This is a genomic window from Thalassospira sp. A3_1 (assembly GCF_017744215.1).
Lineage (GTDB): Bacteria > Pseudomonadota > Alphaproteobacteria > Rhodospirillales > Thalassospiraceae > Thalassospira > Thalassospira lucentensis_A.
In genome coordinates this window covers 426,040-449,761 of record NZ_JAGHQQ010000002.1, presented here as the reverse complement: position 1 = coordinate 449,761, position 23,722 = coordinate 426,040, and the positions used below count along the sequence as shown (strand labels likewise).

The 23,722-nt window shown below is 55.8% G+C and carries 21 protein-coding genes and 1 tRNA gene; 15 read left to right on the top strand and 7 right to left on the bottom strand.

Going from position 1 to position 23,722, the window contains the following annotated elements; all coding sequences use genetic code 11:
* Positions 1–82: 82 nt before the first annotated feature.
* A complete protein-coding gene (locus tag J7395_RS09085; RefSeq protein ID WP_209221265.1) occupies positions 83–1,267 on the top strand; it encodes a M20 aminoacylase family protein in 1,185 nt (394 codons plus the stop codon).
* 259 nt (positions 1,268–1,526) lie between these two features.
* On the opposite strand, the gene J7395_RS09080 is transcribed toward J7395_RS09085, so the two are convergent.
* Complete coding sequence (locus tag J7395_RS09080) at positions 1,527–2,345, bottom strand: hypothetical protein (protein ID WP_062948370.1); 819 nt, start codon at positions 2,343–2,345, stop codon at positions 1,527–1,529.
* Positions 2,346–3,333: 988 nt separating this feature from the next.
* Here J7395_RS09080 and coxB point away from each other — a divergent pair.
* The 14 genes from coxB (at position 3,334) to J7395_RS09010 (ending at position 16,329) form a co-directional block, all read left to right on the top strand.
* Positions 3,334–4,185 carry a cytochrome c oxidase subunit II gene (coxB, locus tag J7395_RS09075; RefSeq protein WP_062948368.1) on the top strand — a complete coding sequence of 284 codons (852 nt, stop codon included), beginning with the start codon at positions 3,334–3,336 and terminating at the stop codon, positions 4,183–4,185.
* An 11-nt stretch (positions 4,186–4,196) separates the two neighbouring features.
* Complete coding sequence (gene ctaD / locus J7395_RS09070; RefSeq protein ID WP_062948365.1) at positions 4,197–5,783, top strand: cytochrome c oxidase subunit I; 1,587 nt, start codon at positions 4,197–4,199, stop codon at positions 5,781–5,783.
* Positions 5,784–5,869: 86 nt separating this feature from the next.
* On the top strand, positions 5,870–6,796 hold the full coding sequence (gene cyoE / locus J7395_RS09065) for a heme o synthase (protein WP_170954139.1): 927 nt from the start codon (positions 5,870–5,872) through the stop codon (positions 6,794–6,796).
* Positions 6,793–6,930, top strand: a complete 138-nt coding sequence (locus J7395_RS09060) for a hypothetical protein (protein ID WP_167443599.1) — start codon at positions 6,793–6,795, stop codon at positions 6,928–6,930. The genes cyoE and J7395_RS09060 overlap by 4 nt, the downstream gene beginning before the upstream one ends.
* Before the next feature lie 7 nt (positions 6,931–6,937).
* Positions 6,938–7,528: a cytochrome c oxidase assembly protein gene (locus tag J7395_RS09055; RefSeq protein WP_114109556.1), complete on the top strand. Its 591-nt coding sequence runs from the start codon at positions 6,938–6,940 to the stop codon at positions 7,526–7,528.
* Between the two features lie 82 nt (positions 7,529–7,610).
* Complete coding sequence (locus tag J7395_RS09050) at positions 7,611–8,411, top strand: cytochrome c oxidase subunit 3 (protein WP_062948361.1); 801 nt, start codon at positions 7,611–7,613, stop codon at positions 8,409–8,411.
* A 17-nt stretch (positions 8,412–8,428) separates the two neighbouring features.
* Entirely contained in the window at positions 8,429–8,797 is a 369-nt protein-coding gene (locus tag J7395_RS09045) for a DUF983 domain-containing protein (RefSeq protein WP_209221264.1), read from the top strand.
* A gap of 9 nt (positions 8,798–8,806) precedes the next feature.
* Entirely contained in the window at positions 8,807–9,529 is a 723-nt protein-coding gene (locus J7395_RS09040) for an SURF1 family protein (protein ID WP_062948357.1), read from the top strand.
* A gap of 112 nt (positions 9,530–9,641) precedes the next feature.
* The gene (locus tag J7395_RS09035) at positions 9,642–11,129 is read left to right on the top strand and encodes a carboxypeptidase M32 (protein WP_209221263.1); all 1,488 of its coding nucleotides are present in this window, start codon (positions 9,642–9,644) and stop codon (positions 11,127–11,129) included.
* Between the two features lie 120 nt (positions 11,130–11,249).
* Positions 11,250–11,666 carry a cyclic nucleotide-binding domain-containing protein gene (locus tag J7395_RS09030; RefSeq protein WP_062948355.1) on the top strand — a complete coding sequence of 139 codons (417 nt, stop codon included), beginning with the start codon at positions 11,250–11,252 and terminating at the stop codon, positions 11,664–11,666.
* 174 nt (positions 11,667–11,840) lie between these two features.
* Positions 11,841–13,238 carry a threonine synthase gene (gene thrC / locus J7395_RS09025; RefSeq protein WP_209221262.1) on the top strand — a complete coding sequence of 466 codons (1,398 nt, stop codon included), beginning with the start codon at positions 11,841–11,843 and terminating at the stop codon, positions 13,236–13,238.
* 46 nt (positions 13,239–13,284) lie between these two features.
* Positions 13,285–14,544, top strand: coding sequence for a pitrilysin family protein (locus J7395_RS09020; protein ID WP_209221261.1), 1,260 nt, complete (start codon positions 13,285–13,287; stop codon positions 14,542–14,544).
* Positions 14,545–14,668: 124 nt separating this feature from the next.
* Entirely contained in the window at positions 14,669–15,613 is a 945-nt protein-coding gene (locus J7395_RS09015) for an ROK family protein (RefSeq protein WP_209221260.1), read from the top strand.
* On the top strand, positions 15,610–16,329 hold the full coding sequence (locus tag J7395_RS09010; protein WP_209221259.1) for a copper homeostasis protein CutC: 720 nt from the start codon (positions 15,610–15,612) through the stop codon (positions 16,327–16,329). Before J7395_RS09015 ends, J7395_RS09010 begins: the two co-directional genes overlap by 4 nt.
* Positions 16,330–16,378: 49 nt before the next feature.
* Here J7395_RS09010 and J7395_RS09005 read toward each other — a convergent pair whose 3' ends face one another.
* From J7395_RS09005 to J7395_RS08980, 6 genes are all read right to left on the bottom strand, one after another.
* Complete coding sequence (locus tag J7395_RS09005; RefSeq protein ID WP_209221258.1) at positions 16,379–17,380, bottom strand: restriction endonuclease; 1,002 nt, start codon at positions 17,378–17,380, stop codon at positions 16,379–16,381.
* A gap of 26 nt (positions 17,381–17,406) precedes the next feature.
* Entirely contained in the window at positions 17,407–19,782 is a 2,376-nt protein-coding gene (locus J7395_RS09000) for a type I restriction endonuclease subunit R (protein ID WP_209221257.1), read from the bottom strand.
* Entirely contained in the window at positions 19,779–20,984 is a 1,206-nt protein-coding gene (locus J7395_RS08995; protein ID WP_209221256.1) for a restriction endonuclease subunit S, read from the bottom strand. Before J7395_RS08995 ends, J7395_RS09000 begins: the two co-directional genes overlap by 4 nt.
* Entirely contained in the window at positions 20,984–22,438 is a 1,455-nt protein-coding gene (locus tag J7395_RS08990) for an N-6 DNA methylase (protein ID WP_209221255.1), read from the bottom strand. Before J7395_RS08990 ends, J7395_RS08995 begins: the two co-directional genes overlap by 1 nt.
* Before the next feature lie 202 nt (positions 22,439–22,640).
* Positions 22,641–22,715, bottom strand: a tRNA-Gln gene (locus J7395_RS08985).
* Positions 22,716–22,793: 78 nt separating this feature from the next.
* The gene (locus J7395_RS08980; protein WP_209221254.1) at positions 22,794–23,720 is read right to left on the bottom strand and encodes a 4-(cytidine 5'-diphospho)-2-C-methyl-D-erythritol kinase; all 927 of its coding nucleotides are present in this window, start codon (positions 23,718–23,720) and stop codon (positions 22,794–22,796) included.
* Positions 23,721–23,722: the final 2 nt, after the last annotated feature.

Here is a 23,722-nt window from a genome sequence, read left to right as displayed (position 1 = left end):
GACCACGTCCCCGTTTATCGCGGGGCTCCGATGCCCACGATAAGACCCCCGCTTTTGATATGACACACGACAGAGTATGCAGATGACAGTCTCCGCTTCCTCCCTTCATCCTCGTGCCACCCAACTCGTTGATGAATTTACGGCCTGGCGACATCATCTGCATGCTCACCCCGAAACCGCGTTCGAGGAAAAGCTGACCAGCGCCTTCGTCGCGGAAAAGCTTCAATCCTTCGGGCTGGACGTCAAGACCGGCATCGCCAAAACCGGCGTGGTCGCCACCCTTCAAGGCAAAGGCGGACCCGGTAAACGTATTGGCCTTCGTGCCGATATGGATGCGCTTGATATCCACGAAACCACCAATCTGCCCTATGCCTCGAAACATCCGGGCAAAATGCATGCCTGTGGTCATGATGGCCATATGACCATGCTACTCGGTGCGGCCAAAATCCTCGCCGAAAATCCCGATTTCACCGGCACGGTCGATTTCATCTTTCAGCCTGCCGAGGAAAACGAAGGCGGCGGGCGCGAAATGGTCGAAGAAGGCCTGTTTGACAGCCACCCCGCCGATGCGGTTTACGGCATGCATAACTGGCCCGGTCGCGATGTCGGCACCATGGCAATGAAGCCAGGCCCGATGATGGCCAGCTACGATATTTTTGAAATCGCCATTGATGGCCGCGGTTGCCATGCCGCCATGCCCCATCTGGGTCGTGATCCGATTACCGCTGCCGGTCAGGTGCTTCTTGCCCTGCAAACCATTCCGGCGCGCAATGTCAATCCGCTGCAAAGTGCGGTGATCTCGCCCACCCAGATTTTTGCGGGCGACACATGGAATGTCATCCCCGATACCGCCACCATCCGCGGTACGGTGCGCACATTCGCACCCGACATTCAGGATCTGGTCGAAGAACGCCTTAAAACCGTTGCTGATGCCACCGCGCGTGCCTTTGATTGCACCGCGCGCGTCATGTATCAGCGCCGCTACCCCGCCACGATTAACAGCGAAGCCGAAACCGGCACCGCCTTTGCTGCCGCCTCACGCGTCGTCGGCGCCGATCAGATCGACCAGAACCCCGAACCCTCCATGGCCAGCGAGGATTTCGCGTTCATGCTCAATGCCAAACCCGGAAGCTACGTCTGGCTTGGCAATGGCCCGACCGATGGCAACTGCCTTTTGCATAACGCTGCCTACGATTTCAACGACGCTGCCATCCCTTATGGCGTCAGTTACTGGATATCACTGGTCGAGGAATGCCTTTCCGCATGATTTTCTGACGGAAATATCGCATTTTCAACCTGATCTACAACGGCCAATTTAAAGCCCATATTGTAATCTCGTTGCATCCGCATACTCCGCACTATTGCTGAACTCGACATTGCCATCTACTGTAGGTGATAGCGTATTTTAGGCTGGCACAAAGCATGTCCCTCTGCTGGCAAAGCCCGTTAATGAGAGCACTTCGCCAGCGGCCTGCCGTTTCCGGCAGGCTTTGTTGTTTTGGTGACGTTTCAGGCCAATAAACGGATCAGTCGAACAGGGCGTCGATTTCTTCCTGCGAGAAAATCTGATCGATTTCGTCCTGGCTGACGCGCTCGACATTCTGTGGGGCGCGGGTGACGGTTTTATCGAGATTGTCCTGGCCTTTGGGATCGGCGGGCAGATCGAACTCGCCAAAGTCATCCTCGCCCCAGATTTCGATCACGCGGGTCACGCGTTCCTCGATATATTTCATGGTGTTGACGACTTTGGTGATGCGCTGCCCGGTCAGGTCCTGGAAGTTACAGGATTCAAACACCTTGACCACCAGATCAACGATATCGTCGGCCAGCCCCTGCGTGTAGTCATCCGGGGCGGCGGAGCGGATATTGTGGGCGACCGCATCGATTTTCTCGACGGTTTCAAGGATGTTGGCGGTGGCATCCTCGGTCGCGGCGACAACGGAATCAAGCTCGCCCTTGACGATGTTAAGCCGCGTGCCGCTGCTATCATCCGGTGCGGTATAGAGGGCGGCGATTTCGCGCTTGGTTTCCTGAATGGAATTGGCCAGCGCACGGATTTCGGTCTTGAGCATGCGAAGCTCGTTGCGTGCGTCGTCCTGATCTTCGTCATCGGCGCGCGCATTCAGCTTTTTCTGTTCTTCCATCATGATGCGGATGTCGGACAGAAGTTCCACCTTCAGATCCTCGATCGCATTATGGAGTGAGGACATATCCGCACCACCGGTGGCACCGCCATCGGCGGCCGGTGCCGGTAACGGCATGGATACGATATCACTCATACTTTCCAGCTTGTTGAGCAGCCGGAGCTCTGCGGTGAAAAGCTTTTTGCTTCCTTGGCGGGACATGAGCGAACCTCGATCTGAAACGTCACGGTAATCCTGCCCGGATGATAATCGAGAATTATCGGAAGGACAGGAAAAATAATACTTTCGAATAGAACAGTTCCAGCCAACCGGTCAGGTTGCTGATACCATTCTCCTGATATTGGGAAAAAATCCCGCAATTAAAGGCATATGCGCGTTTTTATGTAGGTTTCGTGTCCCGAAAGCGGAAGCCCGGTGCGCAAGTGATCCGGCAGGTTCCTTGTGCCAACAATCACAGAGATCGCGGCGATTATCAACCTTTGTGCGGTGCATTCGAAAAACTTCATGCGCGATCCGGTTCCTGATGATCGAAACCAGCAGATCGGGGGTAGACCGGTGGCAGGCTGGGACCACAGTGGAAGCAGATCGGGGCGGGCGGGTTTTACGACTCGGTGTTGCGGTAAATGATTGATTGCGATGGCTTTGCCTGTGGATAACTTGCCGGAACCGGGGCCGGTTTCGGGATCAAAGTCGCGTCGTTCGGGGGATGCCGATAAATCCGTACCTAAATGATTATTTTACCTGCGGTTTGTATCGTCTAAAGGATAATTTCCTGCTGTCTGTTGCGTGGCAGCAATCGGGGCTATGATGGCCCGACGCGATAAGGAATGGCAGGATTTCTATCGCAGGGGTAGGGCTCTGGATTTAGAAAAAAATTGAACCAGTGCGCTAAATTCCTGAAAGGACAAGTAATATTTTTGTGCAACGCAGCGAGGTTTTTTCTGGAACAGGTAGTGAAGATAGGCTATTTGCCTGCCATACCGTTGTGCCGCAGTGCATGCGGGTTTAAAAATCAGGTTTGTCTGATGTTGTGTTGTGATCCTGATGGCGTGCCGATTTATGGTTGAGTCATCACGGCATGCCTTTTCGATGAACGAACAACCCGTTATGTTCGTAAGTGTCGATGGTCACGATGTGGCTTTCCTTTGGACAAATTGCCTTGAGATGTAATGCGAGGGGGCAGATTCGCATGTCGATCAAGATGCTGTTTCCCATTCTTTTGCTGGGATTGGCAGTTCTGACCGGACTGGATAGTGCCGCGCTTGCCGCGGTTGGTCAGCCTGAGCCATGGCAACTGGGTCTTCAGCACCCGGTTTCGCCGGTGGCTGTACAGGGCCATGATTTCTTTATTCTTCTGACATGGCTGATGACCGCCGTTACGGTGATCGTCCTGCTGTTGTTGCTTTATGTTCTTTTCCGCTTTAGCCGGAAACGCAATCCCGTCCCGTCCAAGACCACCCACCATACGCTTCTTGAAATCGTATGGACCGTGGCGCCGGTACTGATCCTTCTGATCATCGCGATCCCGTCGTTCCGTCTGCTGTATTATGCAGATCACGTCGAAGATGCCGATATGACGCTCAAGATCATCGGCAAGCAGTGGTACTGGACGTATGAATATCCCGACAATGGCAATTTCACGTTCGATTCCCTTATGATCGACGAGGAAACCGCCGTTGCAGAAGGCAAGATCCGCCTTCTGGATGTGGACAACCCCGTTGTTCTGCCGGTTGACACCAATATCCGCCTGATCATGACATCGGACGATGTGATCCATAACTGGGCCATGCCGTCGCTGTTCATCAAGCTGGATGCCGTGCCGGGCCGCCTGAACGAAACCTGGACCCGCATTCCGGGCGAATATGCAGGCACCACCTTCTATGGGCAATGTTCGGAACTTTGTGGCGTGAACCACGCCTACATGCCGATCGCGGTGAAAGCCGTGACCATGGAAGAATACGAGGCATGGGTCGCAGAGGCCCAGGAGAAATTCGCGTCGGTTGACCTGCCGTCGGCGGTTTCCGTGGCCTCGGCAGAGTGAGGGAGAGATTTATGGCTCACGCTGACACACATTCGCATGATGATCACATGCCCGGTTTCTTTACCCGTTGGTTCCTTTCGACCAACCACAAGGATATCGGCACGCTTTATCTTGCATTCTCGCTGGTTGCCGGTCTGATCGGCGGGGCGTTCTCGGTCTGGTTCCGTATGGAACTGGCCCATCCGGGCACCCAGATCATCGAAGATCACCAGTTCTTTAACGTTCTGGTCACCGCACATGGCATGATCATGGTGTTCTTTGTTGTCATGCCCGCCATGATTGGCGGTTTTGGCAACTGGTTCGTTCCGATCATGATCGGGGCGCCGGACATGGCGTTCCCGCGTCTGAACAATATTTCGTTCTGGCTGATCGTTCCGGCTTTCGTGCTTCTGATGCTGTCTGCCGTTGTCGGCAGCGGTGCCGGGACCGGCTGGACGGTTTACCCGCCGCTATCGGGCGTGCTGGGCCACCCGGACGCATCTGTTGATATGGCGATCTTTGCCCTGCACCTTGCCGGTGCGAGCTCGATCCTTGGGGCGGTGAACTTCATCACCACCATTTTCAACATGCGCGCACCGGGCATGACGCTTCACAAGATGCCGCTGTTTGCATGGGCGATGCTGGTGACTGCATTCCTGCTGCTTCTGGCGGTGCCGGTTCTTGGTGGCGCGATCACGATGCTTCTGACCGACCGCAACTTTGGCACGGATTTCTTCAATCCGGCCGGTGGCGGTGACCCGATCCTGTACCAGCACCTGTTCTGGTTCTTCGGGCATCCGGAAGTTTACATCATGATCCTGCCGGGCTTTGGCATCATCAGCCACATCATTTCGACCTTCTCGCGCAAGCCGATCTTTGGCTATCTCGGGATGGCTTATGCCATGGTCGCAATCGGTGTTGTCGGTTTCATCGTGTGGGCGCACCACATGTATACCGTCGGCCTTGATGTTGATACGCGTGCCTATTTCACCGCGGCAACGATGGTGATTGCGGTGCCGACCGGGGTTAAGATCTTTTCGTGGATCGCGACCATGTGGGGCGGTTCGATCGAGCTTCGCGCACCGATGCTGTGGGCGATCGGCTTTATCTTCCTGTTCACCGTTGGCGGTGTGACGGGGGTTATCCTTGCGAACTCCGGCATGGATCTGCCGCTGCACGATACCTATTTCGTGGTGGCGCATTTCCACTATGTGCTGTCGCTGGGTGCCGTGTTCTCGATCTTTGCGGGCTTCTATTACTGGTTCAGCAAGATGTCGGGTTACGAGATTTCCGATCTCGGCGGTAAAATCCACTTCTGGCTGTTCTTTATCGGTGTGAACCTGACCTTCTTCCCGCAGCACTTCCTGGGGCTGGCCGGCATGCCGCGTCGTTATGCCGATTACCCGGATGCGTTTGCGGGCTGGAACCTGGTTTCGTCCTATGGCGCGTATCTTTCGTTCGCGGCGACGATCTTCTTTGTCGGGCTGGTGGCGCATGCCTTCATCCGTGGCAAAAAGGCCGAAGCCAACCCATATGGCGAAGGTGCGGATACACTGGAATGGACCGTCAGCTCGCCGCCGCCGTTCCATACCTTTGACGAACTGCCGCGCATCAAGTAATTGATCCGATCTTGCGTTCCCCGCCGTGACCAGCCGGTCCCGGCGGGGAACATATGACCGCCCCGAGAAAAGAAGACCAGAATTACATGACCAAGCAGGCCGCCCAGCAGACCCTTGCAATCGATAACATCGCCGCATTACCGGTATCGGAAGTGCGCGACTATATTGCGTTGCTGAAACCCGGTGTGATGACCCTTGTGGTGTTCACCGGTGCCGTGGGTCTTTTGATTGCACCGGGAACGCTTCATCCGTTTCTGGCGCTGGTTGCGATTGCCTGCATTGCCGTTGCCAGCGGTGCGGCGGCATCGATCAACATGTGGTATGACCGCGATATCGACATCCACATGAAACGCACTCAGAACCGCCCGATCCCGGCTGGCCGCGTGCCCGCCGACGAGGCGCTTTCGCTGGGGATTGCGTTATCCATCCTTTCCGTGACCGTCATGGCGGTTGCGATCAATTTTGCCGCCGCCGCGCTTCTGGCGGTGTCGATTGCGTTTTACGTGTTCGTTTACACCATGTGGCTGAAACGCAGCACGCCACAGAATATTGTCATTGGCGGTGCCGCCGGGGCATTCCCCCCGATGATCGGCTGGGCGTCGGTGACCGGCGGGATCGATATCAATTCGATTGCGCTGTTTCTGATTATCTTCATGTGGACGCCGCCGCATTTCTGGGCGCTGGCCCTGTTTCGCTGTGGCGATTATGCCAAGGTCGGCGTGCCGATGATGCCGGTTGTTGCCGGTGAGGCCGCGACCAAGAAGCAGATGCTGATCTATACGATCCTGCTGCTGCCGATCACGCTTGTGCCGGTTGCGACCGGGTTGCTGGGCGTGTTTTACGGTGTGACGGCGGTTCTGACCGGTTTGTGGTTCCTGCGCCATGCGGTTCGCGTGCTGCGCAATGCCGAGGAAAAGGCACCGCACAAGATGTTCGGATATTCGATCCTTTATCTGTTCGTCCTGTTTGGTGCGATGGTCGCCGATGTCTGGATCAAAGGATATCTGGCATGACCGAACCCAAAATGAGCAAAGCCGAACTGGATGCGTTTTACGCCAAACGGCGCAAGAAGAACTGGGCGTTTCTTGCCATTCTTGGCGGGCTGGCGGTCCTGTTTTTCGCCATCACCATTCTTAAGATGAGCTAGGGCATATATGGCTGATCAGAAGCATGCGGACAAAACAAAGGCGCGCAACAAGCGCGTATTGCTGAGTTGTGTTGCCATTGTTGGCGGCATGATTGGTCTGTCCTATGCCTCGGTCCCGCTTTATGCGCTGTTCTGTCAGGTGACGGGATATGGCGGCACCACACAGGTCGCCACCGATGCGCCGCGCGATGTTTCGGAAAAGACCATCAAAATCCGGTTCAATGCCGATGTGAATTCCCGCCTGCCGTGGCAGTTCAAGCCCGAACAGCGTGAAATCACCGTGAAGCTTGGCGAGGACAACCTTGCCTATTACATGGCCGAAAACATGTCGGTCAAACCGATCACCGGTCAGGCGCTTTACAATGTAACGCCGCTTAAGGCCGGGCAGTATTTCAGCAAGATCGCCTGTTTCTGTTTTGACGAGCAGACGCTTGAACCCGGTCAGCGCGTGGATATGCCGGTCAGTTTCTATGTCGATCCGGCGATTGCAGAAGACCCGAATACCAGAGACGTGAAGACCATTACCCTGTCCTATACCTTCTATAAGACCGAGGCATCGGTTGAAGGTCCGGGCGGGGATAAAGGAAAAGGAGGCTAGGGCCTGACCGGTTGGCAGGTTCCGCGTTTCCAATGAAGAGAGCTTTGAAGGTTTCATTTGTGAGGATTGAGGGGGGCGAGGAATGAGTGATCACGCTCAGAAACATCCGTTCCATCTGGTAGACCCGAGCCCGTGGCCGTTGGTGGCCGCGTTGTCTGCGGGACTGTTTACCGGTGGCATGGTCATGTTCATGCATTCGGATCGTGCGCCGACAGATTTCTGGCTGGCCGGACTTGGACTGGCGGGCATCCTGTTCGTGATGTTCCGCTGGTGGAGCAACGTGATCAGCGAGTCCACCATCTACCACAACAAGGTTGTGCAGATCGGCTTGCGGTACGGCATGTCGCTGTTTATCGCGTCCGAGGTGATGTTCTTTGTCGCCTTCTTCTGGGCGTTCTTCCACAACGCGTTCATTATTTTCAGCCCCGGTGTGACCGAATGGCCGCCCGCAGGTGTTGAAGTTCTTGATCCGTGGGATTTGCCGTTCCTCAACACCCTGATCCTGCTTCTGTCGGGCTGCACCCTGACCTGGGCGCATCATGGCTGCCTTGAAGGCAAGAAAAAGGACATGGTGCAGGGGCTGGCGATTACGGTTGCCCTTGGCGTCATCTTCCTGGGCCTGCAGGCTTATGAATACAGCCATGCCGCATTCGGCTTTGCCGATGGCATTTATTCGTCGACCTTCTACATGGCGACCGGTTTCCACGGTTTCCACGTGTTTGTCGGCACCGTGTTCCTTGCGGTCTGCCTTGTGCGGGCGATCAAGGACGGCTTTAAACCCGACCATCATTTCGGTCTGGAAGCCGCCGCATGGTACTGGCATTTCGTTGACGTTGTCTGGCTGTTCCTGTTCTTTGCCGTTTACATCTGGGGCGGCGAATAAAGGATACCGGTCAGCCAATGACCATGGATTACTATCCAGCACTTTCCCCCATCCGCACCGGGCTGGCATGCAAATGCCCCCGCTGTGGCGGGGGAAAGCTGTTTTCGGGCTTTCTGAATGTTCGCGAAAGCTGTTCGCAATGCGGTCTTGATCTTCGCGGTCATGATGCCGGTGATGGCCCGGCCGTTTTTATCATCTTCATTCTCGGTTTTATCGTGGTGCCGATGGCGCTGTGGGTCGAGATGACCTATATGCCGCCTTTGTGGCTGCATGCGGTGTTATGGTTCCCGACCATCATCGGGGTAACACTTGTCTTGCTGCGACCGTTAAAAGGCCTCATGGTGGCGCTGCAATATCGCCACCGGTCGACTTCCGAACAGGATTGAATTGAATAGATGCCGCTTCTGACGACACGCCCAAGCCCCGCGATCAAAATCTGTGCCGGTCTTGCCCTTGTGATCCTTCTGGGACTTGGGTCCTGGCAGGTGGATCGCCTGTTCTGGAAACAGAACCTGATCGCGGAACGCCAGGCGCAGGCGACCCAGCCGCCTATTGCCGTGCCGACAGATGTTGCGCCCGACCCGGCGATGGCATTTCGGGCCGCCTATGCCGAAGGCCATTTCCTGAACGATCAGGAAATGTATCTGATGGCGCGGACCCGGCGGGGCAATATCGGGTTTCATCTGATCACACCGCTTGAACAGGAAGATGGCCGGATCATTCTGGTCAATCGCGGCTGGGTGCCGCAGGATTTTCGCGATCCTTCGACCCGGCCCGACAGCCTGATTGAGGGCAATGTCCGGGTAACCGGCGTTCTGCGCCTGCCGCAGACCCGCCACTGGGTTCAGCCGGAAAACGAACCGCTGGAAAACCAGTGGTTCTTTGTCGATGTCGATGCGATGGCCGAGGATAGCGGGGCGGATCTTGCCAGCCGGTATTATCTTGAACTTGATGAAACCGAAATCCCCGGCGGCTTGCCGATTGGCGGGCAGGCGAAAATCGATCTGCCGAACAATCATCTTGAATATGCGATCACCTGGTACAGCCTTGCGCTTTCGCTGATTGTGATCTTTATTCTGTATCACCGCCGCCCGCAGAAAGATGACGCCGAAAGCTGATCCTTTCTGAAGATATTTCCGACTGCCTGACGGAACGCTGCCCGATACCGGTTGCGGCGTTTCGTTTGCCCGGTTTGCCAGATTTTTCCGGTTCCGTCGAACAGGAGTTCCCATGACTGACGCCTATAAATCGCTTGAAGCCCGTTTTCGCCGGATCAATGTTCTGTCCGATATCGGCGGCATGCTGCATTGGGATATGGCGGCGATGATGCCAAATGGCGGAGCCAATGCCCGGTCCGAGCAACTGGCGACCCTTGATGTCATGGCAAACGAACTGGTCAATGCACCCGATATGGGCGATCTGATCGAGGCGGCGGGGGGTGAAAACCTTGATGCATGGCAGAAGGCCAATCTGGCGGAAATGAAACGCAACTGGGTGCATGGCACGGCGGTGCCGTCCGATCTGGTGGAGAAAATGTCACTGGCGGCGACATCATGCGAGGTCGCGTGGCGCGGTGCGCGGGCGGATAATGACTTTGCCGGGCTTTTGCCGAAGCTTCAGACCGTGCTGGACCTGTCGATCGAGGCGGGCAAGGCCAAGGCCGAGGCGCTGGGTACGTCGGTTTATGATGCGTTGCTGGATCAGTATGATCCGATGATGCGGTCAGATCGGATCGATAGCCTGTTTGCCGAACTTGAAGCGTTCCTGCCGTCCTTTACCGCCCAGGTGATCGAACGCCAGAAATCCGAGGAAGCGCCGATCAGTCCGACCGGGCCGTTCCCGGTATCGGTTCAGAACAAGGTCGGTCTGGACCTGATGAAGGCGGTCGGTTTTGATTTCGAGCATGGCCGTCTGGATATTTCGCATCATCCGTTCTGTGGCGGCATTCCCGATGATGTGCGCATCACGACGCGCTATGACGAAAATGATTTCACATCGGCGATCATGGGGGTTCTGCATGAAACCGGCCATGCGATGTATGAACGCGGATTACCCGGCGCATGGCGCAATCAGCCGGTGGGCAAGGCACGCGGCATGACCATGCATGAAAGCCAGTCGCTTTTGGTGGAAATGCAGGCCAGCCGGTCGGAAGAATTCCTGACCTATGCCGGGCCGGTCTTCAAGGCGGCATTCGGGGGCGATGACGGGGCGTGGACGGCCAGCAACCTGCATCGGCTTTATACCCGTGTCGAGCCGGGTCTGATCCGTGTGGATGCGGACGAGGTGACATATCCGGCGCATGTGATCCTGCGGTATCGGTTGGAGCGCGCCCTGATCGAAGGCGACATGAAGCTTGCCGATCTGCCGGGTGCCTGGAACGAGATGATGGGCAAGTTGCTGGGCATTACGCCGCCCGATGACAGGGATGGCTGCATGCAGGATATCCATTGGCCATCAGGTGCGTGGGGGTATTTCCCGACCTATACGCTGGGTGCGATGGCCGCCGCCCAGATTTTTGCCGCGGCGAAAAAGGCCCGGCCGGAAATCCCCGCGGCATTGTCGCGCGGTGATTTCAGCCCCTTGATGGGGTGGCTTGGCGAAAATATCCATGGCAAGGCATCGAGCAAATCAACCGACGAGATTCTGATTGAGGCAACCGGTCAACCGCTTGGCGTGGCGGCCTTCAAGGCCCATATGGAAAACAGGTATGGCGGGTGAAACTGATTGATTGGCGATAGGTATCTGCTAGCATCAATCATCCTTCCGGCACAGGTGACGGCAGGCATCCGGCCCCACATCAGGATATTTTGATTTAATGTCCATTTTCCCGGAAGCGTCATGGGAATAACCGACGGCAACAAGAAAGTCATGGACCGGCATGTTTATGCCGCCGGTCAGGTCATTTTTCGGGAAGGAAAACCGGGAAGTGCGGCCTTTGTCGTGCAGGAAGGCCGGGTTGAAATCTATAAGACCATGAATGGCGACGAAGAAGTCATTCTGGGCAGGATAGAAGCCGGTGGCCTGTTTGGCGAATTGGCGCTTGTCGATAACGAGCCGCGGATGGCATCGGCGCGCGCCTGCGAACGGACGGTCCTGATTGCGATCAATCGCCAGATGTTCGAGAAAAAAATGGCGGCGTCCGACCGCTTCATCAAGGCGGTCCTGCGGATTCTTTTGAATAACTATCGCACCGTGGTGCGCCGTGCCGCCGTGGCCGAGGCCAAGCTCAAGGAACACGGGATCACGCTTGATTGACAGGCCGTCATTCCAGCCGGTTACGCGATATTGCGCAAAGCACGCCTGATCTGCCTGATTGACCCTTGACTATGGCGGCTGTTCCCCTCACTAACTTTCGGTTTGGAGTGTCTTTGTCCGTTAGGGACAAAGTCGCCTGAATGTTGTGAAAGCCCAGTTCAGGAGCACAGGTCGTTGCGTTATGTCAGCACGCGGGGAACCGCGCCCGTTTTGCAGTTTGATGATGTCCTTTTGGCCGGTCTGGCCCGTGATGGTGGATTGTATGTGCCCGAAAGCTGGCCGACCTTCACTGCCGATGACATCCGTGCGCTGCGAACCCTGACTTATGCCGAAGTTGCCTATAAGGTGATTCAGCCCTTCACGACCGGTTCGGTCGATGATGCGGCGCTTAAGACCATCCTTGAAGAAACCTATGCCGGGTTTGATCACGAAGCGGTCGCACCGCTTAAACAGCTTGGTGCCAATGACTGGGTGATGGAGCTTTTCCATGGTCCGACACTGGCGTTCAAGGATTATGCGTTGCAGGTGGTCGGGCGGCTGTTTGACCATGTTCTGGCCAAGCGCGGCGAACGGATCACGATTGTCGGTGCGACGTCGGGTGATACCGGGTCAGCCGCGATTGAAGCCTGCCGGGACCGGGAAAACATCGATATTTTCATCCTGCATCCGAAAGGCCGCGTTTCCGAAGTCCAGCGTCGCCAGATGACGACCATCCTGTCGGACAATGTGCATAACATCGCGGTCGAGGGATCGTTTGATGATTGCCAGGACCTGGTGAAGGCATTGTTCAATGATCATGCGTTTCGTGACGAGGTTGGTCTTTCGGCGGTCAATTCGATCAACTGGGCGCGGATCATGTGCCAGATCGCCTATTATTTCTGGGCGGGTGTGCAGCTTGGATCGCCGGAACGCGAAATGTCGTTTTCGGTGCCATCGGGCAATTTCGGCAATGTCTATGCCGGATATGCCGCGATGCAGATGGGGCTTCCGATCAAGCAGTTTGTGGTCGGGGCCAATCGCAACGACATTCTCGCCCGCTTTTTCGAAAGCGGGGTGATGAAGATGGAAGGTGTCGAGCCGTCCATCAGCCCGTCGATGGATATTCAGGTCAGTTCGAACTTCGAACGTCTGATGTTTGATCTTTATGATCGCGATGGCCTTGCGATTGCCGAGATGCTGACGAAGTTCCGCGAAACCGGGGTCATGGAAATGTCGCAGGGGCAGTTTGCCCGTGCACAGGAACATTTCGACGGCTATCGGCTAAGTGACGATGAAACCCGGGCGGCGATCAGGGATGTGCTGGCGACCAGTGGCGAGCTTGTCGATCCGCATTCGGTGATCGGTATAGTCGCCGGGCGTCACTGCAATCGTGACAAATCGGTTCCGATGGTGGCGTTGGCAACCGCACACCCGGCGAAGTTCCCGGATGCGGTCAAACAGGCATCGGGGATTTATCCGGACTTGCCGGCACGGCTGTCTGACCTATATGACCGGCCAGAGAAGGCCGAAACCATGTCCAATGATGTCAGCGCCCTGATGGCGCATGTTCGCGCAAAGCGACGTGCGGCCTGATGACGTGCGACTTCGGACATGATGTGAAACACAGGAGTATAACCATATGACAGTCGAGCTTACCCGGCTTGACAACGGGATGATCGTTGCGACCGACCGCCTTGAGCATGTGCAATCCGTGGCACTTGGTGCGTGGGTTGATGTGGGTGCGCGTAACGAAACGCCTGAAATCAACGGCATTTCCCATATGCTCGAACATATGGCGTTCAAAGGTACGCGGCGTCGTTCCGCCCTTCAGATTTCCGAGGAAATCGAGAATGTCGGCGGGCAGATGAATGCCTATACCTCGCGCGAGAATACGGCCTATTACTGCAAGGTCCTGCATGAAGATCAGGAACTGGCGATTGATGTGATTGCCGACATCCTGCAGAACTCGACCCTTGATGCGAAGGAACTTGAACGCGAACGTCAGGTGATCTTGCAGGAAATCGGGCAGGCCAACGATACGCCCGATGACATCATTTTCGACTATTTTCAGGAAACGGCCCTGCCTGATCAGGCGCTTGGCCGGTCGATCCTGGGCAGTCCGGAAAATGTATCGTCGCTGTCGCGTGATGATCTGTTTGATTTCATGTCGCGCCGTTACAGCCCGAAACGCATGGTGTTTTCGGCATCGGGCAAGGTTGATCATCAGCAGATTGTCGATCTGGTGTCGGAAAAGTTCGATAACCTTCCGACGCATGAAGATCATGAAATGGAAGCCCTTCGCTATGAAGGCGGCAACCGGATCGAGCAGCGCGACCTTGAACAGGTGCATGTGATTTTCGGCCTGCCGACGGTGTCTTATACCGATGACAGTTTCTATGATCTGCAGGTGTTCAACACGTTGCTGGGTGGCGGCATGTCTTCGCGGCTGTTCCAGGAAATCCGTGAAAAGCGCGGACTGGTTTATTCGGTCTATAGCTTCTCGTCACACTATGTCGATGGCGGGCTGTTTTCGATTTATGCCGGCACCGGGCCGAACGACATTGGCGAATTGATGCCGGTGATGTGTGACGAGCTGGTGCGTGCCACGGTCGACCTCACCGAGGAAGAAGTGAACCGGGCGCGTGCGCAGCTTAAGGCATCGGTCGTGATGGGCATGGAAAGCAATTCCGGCCGTTGCGAAACGCTTGCGCGCCAAATCCAGATTTTCGGTGGCCCGCAAACCATCGAGGAAATCGTTGCCAAGGTTGACGCGGTTGATCTTGAACGCGTGCGTGCGGCGGGCAAGTCGCTTCTGGGCGGGACGCCGACGGTGACGGCCCTTGGCCCGGTCAAGGGCATGCCGGGTTATGATGACCTTGCGGCACGGCTGCGTGCCTGAGAACGGCGTTTTAAGAAGATGAAGGAATGCGGCGCTGCCTTTGGGGGGGCGCCGTTTCTTTTTGCGGCAGATGATCCTGTGGTGTATCCGATAGGAAAGATCACGGGGTTTTGGGCAGACTGGCATGCATTACGCATTTGATATTGGCGGATCGAAAATCGAATTCGGGGCGTTTGACGCCAGTGGTGACATCCGGTCCCAGATCAAGGTGCCGACACCAACGCAGGATCGCGATGCCTTTGTCGCGGCGATTGCCGGGCTGATTGCCGATGCGGACCGCGAATTTGGCGAGAATGCCGATATCGGTATCAGCTTTGCCGGGGGGCTTGACCCCAAGACGGGGGCGGTGATTTCGGCCAATATTCCGGCGATCAAGGGATGGTCGTTTGGCCCGGAGCTTTCGAAAATCCTCAATCGTGACGTGCGGGTCGCCAATGATGCCGATTGCTTTGCCCTGGCCGAGGCACGCGGCGGGGCGGCCAAGGGCGCGCGGACGGTTTTTGCCATCATCCTTGGCACCGGGGTCGGCGGCGGCATTGTGGTGGATGGGCAGTTCATTGGCGGGCGCAGCGGCATTCGCGGCGAATGGGGCCATGGCAATGATGTTTCGGGTGCGCTGATCCGCCATGGGCTTGCGGGTGTTGTGTGCGGCTGTGGCCGGACCGGGTGCCTTGATGCCTGGGGCGGGGCGCGCGGGCTTGAACGGATTTACGCGCAGATTGCCGGGCTTGGTGCCGGACCTGGTGCCGGGCAGGAACGGCCAAGTTACGAGATCACCGATGGCTGGCAGGCTGGGGATGCACTGGCGACCCGCGCGTTGGAAATCTTTGTTGATCTGATCGCGGGGGAGCTTGCATTGATGGTCAATGTGCTGGACCCCGATTGTGTGCCGGTCGGCGGCGGGCTGGCATCTGAAAGCCGCCTGATTGCGATGATCGATGACGCGGTCCGCAAACGGGTTCTGGGCCGCTATGACGCGCCCCTGGTGGTGCCGGGCCATTACAGCCGCGATGGCGGGCTTCGCGGGGCGGCGATGCTGCATCTTCTGGATGGCGGGGCGGGTGTATGACAACCGCAAAAAAGCCGCTTCTGGAAATCTGTGTTGAAAGCTTTGACGATGCGATGGTGGCCGCGCGCGCCGGGGCGGACCGCATTGAATATTGCGCGGCCCTTGCGGTCGGCGGGTTGACGCCAAGTGCCGGGGCGATGGCCCGTTTGCGCGATATTCCCGTACCCTGCCGGGTGATGATCCGGCCAAGGCCCGGTGATTTCATCTATGGCGCGGCTGACGTGGCGATCATGAAACGCGACATCGCCCTTGCCCGCGACCACGGGGCAGAGGGGATCGTGATTGGCGCGGCGACGCCAGACGGGCGGCTTGATCGCGACATGCTGGCCGATCTTCTGTCCGTGGCGGGCGGGCTTGGCGCAACATTGCATCGGGTGTTTGACGCGGTGCCCGATCCGTTTGACGCGCTTGAAGGTGCCATCGGCCTTGGCTTTGACCGTATCCTGACATCGGGCCAGCAGCCGACCGCCGAACAGGGGGCGGACATGATTGCGCGCCTGATCACGCAGGCAGACGGTCGGATCACGGTCCTGCCCGGATCCGGTATTACACCGGAAAATGCGGCAAAATTGCTGCGCACAACCGGGGCAACGGAACTGCATGCATCCTGCAAAAAAGCCAGCCCTGCGGGGGACGGTTATGCCGCCGGACGGGTGGCGACCGATGGGGAAAACGTCCGGGCGCTTAAAGCGGTGATGGCGGGGTTTGCGGTATAAATGAAAACGGCGCTACCCTATTCAGGCTGCGCCGTTTTGTTCAGGCCGGTTATTCCGCTGCGCTGATCGACGGGCCGGGGATATAGGTGCGTTTGAGCGGTAATAACATCTGATAGCGCGGTTCGAACCGTTCATAATGGTTGTAAATCATATCCACCAGACCGGGGCCATCAATCAGGCGCAGGTTCGGTTTGCCGCGTTCAAAGGTTCTGGCGTCGTTGGTATATGTGCCAAGGGTAACGAACAGACCATGTTCACCCGTTTCAATCGCGCCATGAAGTTCCTGTACCTTGGGGCGTCCAACGGTTTCAAGCGTCTGTTTGCATTGAACTTTGATAATGGGTGGTTCAAAGCCGAGTTCATCCTTGTGCGCGATAATATCAATGCCGCCATCTGCTGATTGCGATGTAACCCGCGCAAAGAAGCCCATGCGGGTGAGCAGGTGGGCAACGAATTTTTCAAACTCATACGAGGTCAGTTTTGATTTCAGGCGCTTGATGATGAAGTCCTCGGTGGATTCTTCAACCTGTGTCGAGACTTCTTCGACACTTTCATCGTCCACATCGTTTGCACCTGTCGCTTCACCGGCAAGGGTTGCCATGAATTCTTCGGTGTTGTTGCTGATAGAAAAGAGTGTGATGGCCGATCCGATCTCGTGAAGTGCGGATTGGGAGAATTCGGAGCGAGGAACATGCTTGATCCACTCTACTTCCCGGCGATGCGGGCAGCGATTTGGGGCGTCAGGTCGGAATTGATAATCGCCTGTGATCCTGCCGATATGGATCATGCGGTCCAGTTTGGATGGGTATGCAACCAGATCACCAACCTGCATTTCGTGGGCAAAGCGATAAAGAACACCGGCTTTAACAGGAACGGCTCCTTCTTTTGCAACCGTATCCACCTGTTTGAAGCGTTCTTTGAAAGCTTCGCGCGTTGCGGCGAGCTTTGTCAGGTCGCCCATATTGGGCCAGCCAATGGTGATATAGCCTTGATCAATCGGTGCTGTGCCGTGTGCGTTCGACATATGCAGGCCCCAAAGTGCTCGACCCATTCGAAAACTCCCCCAAACCTTATTCGTTATTCATACAGACGGCGCTGGAAGCCGATAAAGGCATCACGAATGCGCTGGATGCCGCCAAGGGCCGTTGCGCCGTCATTGATGCTGTAATACTTCGCCTTGAGCAGCGTTGGCAGTTTCTCGTTATCAAGCTCACGCTCGCCTTCCTTGACATATTGCGACAGGACGAAATCAAGGAAAGCCTGAAGCTTTTCATCATGTTCGCTAAAGATGTCTGCCCTGTGCGCGTCTACACGTTCCTTGCGGCTGATCGGAACGGATGAATAGGCGATATAAGACAGAACATCAAAAAGATCGCTGTCCTCGGCATCAACCATCTTCTTGATCTCGGACAGTTCATCATTGCCAAAGCCGCGCTCTGCAAGACCCTCTAGCAATGCTGTGCGTGTGTCGGGTTGCCCCCAAAGCTTGCGAAGCTCGTCCTCATCACGAAACAGCTCTGGCAGCTTGCCAAACAGCAGTTCGATGAACTGAGCGGGCGACATCACCCTGCCATCGGGGCCATAGAACATGGTGCTTGCCATGTGCTGAATGGTGCGTTCCTTCCCGTCCGACAGCCTGATTTTGATCTTTTGCGGGCCGGACCCTCCACCGCCTCCGCGACCTCTGCCACCGCCGCCGGGGCCTCCTTCGCCTGAACCATCGCCACCGGGGGGATCTACGATAGTGCCTTCATCCTCATCATCGCCACCGCCTTCTGGTGGGATGATCGGTTCTGGTGGTTCCATCGGCTCCCCATCCCATTCGGGGTCGTTGAAGTGCTCGTAGGCCTTCACGAAGTCATAGATGGTGAAATAGTCCTTGCCATCAAACAGGCGCGTTCCCCGGCCAATGATCTGTTTGAATTCGATCATCGAATTGATCGGGCGCATCAGGACGATGTTGCGCACATTCCGCGCATCCACACCGGTCGAAAGTTTTTGCGATGTGGTCAGGATCGTCGGGATGGTCTTTTCGTTATCCTGAAAAGTGCGAAGGTGTTGTTCGCCCAAGGCCCCGTCATTTGCCGTCACACGCACACAGTAATCAGGATGGGGGCTTTGTTTCATCTGATTGATCAGATTGCGAACCGCAAGGGCGTGGTCCTGTGTCGCGCAAAAGACCAGCGTTTTCTGTGACGGGTTGATCGCATTCAGGAAGATTTTGACGCGATATGCTTCGCGTTGCTCGATCTCGATGATGCGGTTGAAGTCGCCTTCGCGATAACGATGGTTATCTTTTAGCTCCTCAGCACCCTCAATCACTTCATCTTCCGGGGAGTAAACATATTCATCAAGGGTCGTGCTGATCTGCTTGACCCGGAACGGGGTCAGGAAGCCGTCATTGATCCCTTCCTTGAGGCTGTAGGTATAAACCGGCTCCCCAAAATAGGCGTAGGTATCGACATTGTTCTTGCGCTTTGGGGTTGCCGTTAGACCGAGTTGAACAGCGGGCGAAAAGTATTCAAGGATTTTCCGCCAGTTGCCTTCGTCATTGGCACCGCCGCGATGGCATTCATCAATGACAATGAAATCAAAGAAGTTCGGTGGGTAATCGCCAAAGCTTGGCGCGGGTTCGCCATCCTCATCCGTGCCAGACATGAAGGTCTGAAAGATCGTAAAGAAGATGCTGCCGTTTTTCGGGACCCGGCCATGCTTGCGGATCACATCGGGCGCAATACGGACCAGCGCATCTTCGGGGAAGGCAGAAAAGGCATTATAGGCCTGATCGGCAAGGATGTTGCGATCTGCCAGAAACAGGATGCGCGGGCGGTGGCTGGGTTCGCGCGACAGGTTCCAGCGACTTTGAAACAGCTTCCATGCCAGTTGAAACGCGATAAAGGTTTTCCCGGTGCCGGTCGCAAGGGTCAGCAAGATGCGTTCTCGCCCCGCTGCTATGGCTTCTAGCGTCCGGTCAATCGCGATGTCCTGATAATATCGCGCCTGCCATGTGCCGCCCTTATCCTCGAACGGGATGGCGGCAAACCGGTCGCGCCACGCATTGGCGGTGGCAAAAGTCATATCCCAAAGCTGCTGCGGGCCGGGATAGGCGTCGATATAGGTTTCCTGCCCGGTTTCCCGGTCAATCTGATAGATGCCGCGACCATTGGTCGAATAGGCAAAGCGTACCTGAAGCTTGTCCGAATAGGCTTTGGCCTGTCCGACCCCCTCGGTATCGGGCAGGTCGCGACGCTTGGCCTCGATCACCGCCAGCATCTTGCCACGATAGAACAGCACATAATCGGCAATGTCGCGCCGGGATCGCTGCCCGCCGCCCTGCAAGCGGCCATTATTGATGGTGAACTCCCGCCCGATGCGGCTGTTTTCAACGTCACCCCAGCCTGAAGATTTCAGGGCCGGGTCAATCAGTTCCGCACGGGTTTCGGCTTCATTCATGCAGCAATCTCTTCTTGTGTCAGTTCACCCCGAAAGGCTTTGGCAAGGATGGATTGTTTGAGTTCGTGAAGGGCGTCGAGTTTTTGCTGACTAAGGGCCGCTAGACGGTCGCTGCTTTTTTCGACATCCTCGATATTTGCGGCAATCTTGTTTTGGTCCTCAATTGAGCGGGGGTAAAAGATTGGTAGCTGCTTAAGTAGTTTTGCTTTGATGCCCAACACGGTTGCCCCTGTCGCCATTGAGAGTATCTCCTTTTGAATTGGATGAGACATCAAAAGGTATTTGAGGAATTTCTCGGAGAGTACGCTCGGATCAGGCTGCATGGTTATCAACCTCTGGCCAATCACGACTGTCTCTGATGTATCTAACTGAGCAACGTTTCCAAGAGGGGCTTCTGTGGTGAACAAGACATTTCCCATTTGTGGGAACCCTCGTGTCATCCAGTCATCATATGCTGATGGCTCAATAAATTCTTCTGGGTCGGTTTTGATAAATCCCATTTTTACGTTTTTTGCGGTTATCAACCGTATGCCCTTTTCCACTTTGGGCGGTGTTTTGCCTCTGTAGTCAATAAAGCGAACGTTATTATTTAGCTTGTCTTTTATCCAACTTTCGTCTGGATTGTTAAAGACACGCCCAAGATAACTATCAAACAACTCGCGGGCCGCGGCGAGGTTTGCTTGGGTGTTGGCAATGGCCGCGTCGATCCCCTCAAACGCTTCGTCCAAGATGGCGACAATGCGTTTTTGTTCGGGGAGAGGGGGTAGCGAGATCGCTAAATTTGACAGCTTCGAGGCGTTGAAGCCACCTTGTGCGCTCCCACTGACCCCAGCATTAACATGCCTCCAGTATTCTTCTGTTTGAAAATACTTCGCTACGAAATCAGGTAGCACTTGAGGGTCCTTGACTCTCAACCTGATAAGATAAGAAGCGGCCACGGCATTGGGTGGCGCTTTTACGATATAGCTCTTACCCGTCGTCGCACCGGTTCTCGCAAACACGATGTCATCATTCAACAGTTTTTGTTTTGAGTGGTCTTTGTCGCCTATCGAACAGTAGGGAACATCGGTCCATTCTACTCGGTCATTCTGAATGTCGGTAATTCTCAGGAATTTTGGACCAGAGACTTCAAATGACGCTTTCGCGGTGAAGCCATAGCTAACAGAAGCAATATTGCCAACTTTAGTTCTGCGCCAAGTCATCAAAGCATCCCCCGAATACCATTGAGGATTTCCGCGCTTTCCGCATCCAGTGCAGCGATTTCGGCCAAAATCTCTTCAGGGTCGCGCAAGGGGGCTTCTTCAGCCTTGCTGGGGTTTTTGACGGATAGGTCAAAGCTTGCCTTATCAACATCACTGATGTTCAGGGTCCAAGATTTCTCGCTCTCGGCTTTGGTCGCCTGAAGCTTCACGAAATCCTCAAAATCAGCATCGGTAAGGGCCGTGGTTTTGCCAAGGCTGCGGCCCGGATCAAGTTGATAGAACCAGACGTTTTGGGTCGCCGTGCCCTTGGTGAAGAACAGGACGACGGTTTTGACCCCGGCCCCTTGGAATGTGCCGCCAGGACAATCGAGCACCGTATGCAGATCACAGCTTTCGAGCAGTTCCTTGCGGATGGCTTTGGATGCGTTGTCAGAGTTGCTTAAGAACGTGTTTTTGATAACGATGGCCGCACGACCGCCAGCCTTTAGCGACTTGATGAAATGTTGCAGGAACAGGAAGGCTGTTTCGCCGGTTTTGATCGGGAAGTTCTGTTGAACCTCCTTTCGCTCCTTGCCGCCAAAGGGCGGGTTGGCAAGGATGACGTCATAGCGGTCTTTATCCTGAATGTCGGTGATGTTGACGTCTGCGAGCGTGTTGGTGTGCGTGATGTTGGGTGCGTCAATGCCATGCAGGATCATGTTCATGATGGCGATGACATAGGCCAGTGACTTCTTTTCCTTGCCATAGAAGGTTCGGCGCTGAAGTGTTTCAAGCTGATTGGCACTCAGGTTATCTTTGCGCAGATAATCGTGGGCTTCACACAGGAAGCCCGCAGACCCGGCAGCACCGTCATAGATGCGTTCCCCAATTTTCGGATCAATCACCTTGATCATCGCCCGGATCAGGGAACGTGGGGTGTAATACTCGCCCCCGTTGCGGCCCGCATTGCCCATGCGCTTGATTTTTTCTTCGTAGAGCATGGACATTTCGTGCTTTTCCGCCTGAGAGCGGAATTTAAGCTCGTCCACCAGTTCCAGCGCATCGCGCAGGCTATAGCCGCTGCGGAAGCGGTTTTTGATTTCACCGAAAATTTCACCGATCTTGTATTCGATGGTATCGGCACTTTCGGCCCGTTGCTTGAACCCGGCAAGGTAGGGGAACAGGTCATTATCGACATAGGCGATCAGGTCATCACCTGTGACGGCCTTGTCATGATCAAATTCGCCATCGGCGTTCTTTGGGGCCGCCCAAGTGCCCCAGCGATGGGCTTCGTCAATCAGGAAGCTGTAGGGCTTGCCAAGGAGTTCGGCCTCCATCGCGCGGTCGCGTTCCAGATCATCAAGATATTTGAGAAACAGCATCCATGATGATTGTTCCGTATAGTCCAGTTCCGTCGTGCAGCCTGCTTCTTTCCACAGGACATCATCAAGGCGTTTGAAGGTTTGTTCGAACATGGTTTCTCAAATCTTGGGTCGGCCGATGCGGTGCCGTGGCGGCAACGTAAAAGCGAAATTATTGTTGGGGAAACAATGCCAAAGCGATCATCACTTTGCCAGCGTTAAGATGCGTATCGGGGGGATGTTTTGCGGCAGAGATCGAGGGCAATCACCAGAAAAAAGAAAACCGCTTTGAGGAAAACCTCAAAGCGGTTTGTCTTGGCTGGGGCGGTAGGATTCGAACCTACGGTACACGATACCAAAAACCGATGCCTTACCACTTGGCCACGCCCCATCAGCGTGTGTGGCGCGGAAAATAGCGTTCCCCGCGCCGGAGTGCAACCCTCTATTTGAACCTTTTTTTGCCGGGGATTTAGGCCGGGAAGGATGCGCCGATTTGTGCGCGTGCGCGATCGTCCGCGGTTTGAATTCCGGTGGCCTGTACCCACCAGTCGGGCTGGCTTTCGGCAATCGCGTTTGCGGCACGTTCCGCCTGATTTTCGGTGTCGTAAATCGCAAAGCAGGTCGCCCCGCTGCCCGACATGCGGGCCAGTAAACAGCCGTCTTCGCGGGCGAGCGCATTTAGCACATCACAGATTTCGGGCAAAATGCCCGATGCCGGAAGGGTGAGGTCGTTGCGGCAGTCCTGAAGGGCCGCGGCAAGCGATGCCCCGCTGTTAAACTTTGCCGTGCGATCCCACAGGTTTTCATCAGTAAAACCGGCATCGCGCGCAGCAAAGATTTCAGGGGTTGAAACCGCCTTGCCCGGATTGACCAGCACCAGTGACAGGCTGGGCAATTCCGGCAGGTCAATCAGCTTTTCGCCGATCCCCTGCATCAAAACGGTTTTAGCGCGCAAACACACCGGCACATCGGCCCCGAGTTTAAGGGCGAGTTTTTCAAGGGCGTCGGTCGGGATATCAAGCTGCCAGACCCGGCACAGCACGCGAAGGGCGGCGGCCGCATCCGCCGATCCGCCGCCGATGCCCGATGCGACGGGCAGGTTTTTTTCAAGCGTGAGGTCTGCACCCTGTGTCACATTCGCCTCCGCCCGGAGCAGGCGGGCGGCACGCAGGATCAGGTTGTCTTCGATATTGCCATGGCCAAGGTCACCCGCCATCGGGCCGGTGATCGCAAGGGTCAGTTCGGCATCATCGCGGGCGGTTGCGGTAATCACATCGCCGCAATCGGCAAAGCAGACGAGGCTATCAAGCAGGTGATAGCCGTCATCGCGCCTGCCGGTGACATGCAGGAACAGGTTGAGCTTGGCCGGGGCCGGTTCGGTATGGGTCGAAGACATGA

Coding starts and splice junctions, on each gene's coding strand:
- J7395_RS09085 (WP_209221265.1), top strand. CDS start 83: ATGACAGTCTCCGCTTCCTCCCTTCATCCTCGTGCCACCCAACTCGTT.
- J7395_RS09080 (WP_062948370.1), bottom strand. CDS start 2,345: ATGTCCCGCCAAGGAAGCAAAAAGCTTTTCACCGCAGAGCTCCGGCTG.
- coxB (WP_062948368.1), top strand. CDS start 3,334: ATGTCGATCAAGATGCTGTTTCCCATTCTTTTGCTGGGATTGGCAGTT.
- ctaD (WP_062948365.1), top strand. CDS start 4,197: ATGGCTCACGCTGACACACATTCGCATGATGATCACATGCCCGGTTTC.
- cyoE (WP_170954139.1), top strand. CDS start 5,870: ATGACCAAGCAGGCCGCCCAGCAGACCCTTGCAATCGATAACATCGCC.
- J7395_RS09060 (WP_167443599.1), top strand. CDS start 6,793: ATGACCGAACCCAAAATGAGCAAAGCCGAACTGGATGCGTTTTACGCC.
- J7395_RS09055 (WP_114109556.1), top strand. CDS start 6,938: ATGGCTGATCAGAAGCATGCGGACAAAACAAAGGCGCGCAACAAGCGC.
- J7395_RS09050 (WP_062948361.1), top strand. CDS start 7,611: ATGAGTGATCACGCTCAGAAACATCCGTTCCATCTGGTAGACCCGAGC.
- J7395_RS09045 (WP_209221264.1), top strand. CDS start 8,429: ATGACCATGGATTACTATCCAGCACTTTCCCCCATCCGCACCGGGCTG.
- J7395_RS09040 (WP_062948357.1), top strand. CDS start 8,807: ATGCCGCTTCTGACGACACGCCCAAGCCCCGCGATCAAAATCTGTGCC.
- J7395_RS09035 (WP_209221263.1), top strand. CDS start 9,642: ATGACTGACGCCTATAAATCGCTTGAAGCCCGTTTTCGCCGGATCAAT.
- J7395_RS09030 (WP_062948355.1), top strand. CDS start 11,250: ATGGGAATAACCGACGGCAACAAGAAAGTCATGGACCGGCATGTTTAT.
- J7395_RS09020 (WP_209221261.1), top strand. CDS start 13,285: ATGACAGTCGAGCTTACCCGGCTTGACAACGGGATGATCGTTGCGACC.
- J7395_RS09015 (WP_209221260.1), top strand. CDS start 14,669: ATGCATTACGCATTTGATATTGGCGGATCGAAAATCGAATTCGGGGCG.
- J7395_RS09010 (WP_209221259.1), top strand. CDS start 15,610: ATGACAACCGCAAAAAAGCCGCTTCTGGAAATCTGTGTTGAAAGCTTT.
- J7395_RS09005 (WP_209221258.1), bottom strand. CDS start 17,380: ATGGGTCGAGCACTTTGGGGCCTGCATATGTCGAACGCACACGGCACA.
- J7395_RS09000 (WP_209221257.1), bottom strand. CDS start 19,782: ATGAATGAAGCCGAAACCCGTGCGGAACTGATTGACCCGGCCCTGAAA.
- J7395_RS08995 (WP_209221256.1), bottom strand. CDS start 20,984: ATGACTTGGCGCAGAACTAAAGTTGGCAATATTGCTTCTGTTAGCTAT.
- J7395_RS08990 (WP_209221255.1), bottom strand. CDS start 22,438: ATGTTCGAACAAACCTTCAAACGCCTTGATGATGTCCTGTGGAAAGAA.
- J7395_RS08980 (WP_209221254.1), bottom strand. CDS start 23,720: ATGTCTTCGACCCATACCGAACCGGCCCCGGCCAAGCTCAACCTGTTC.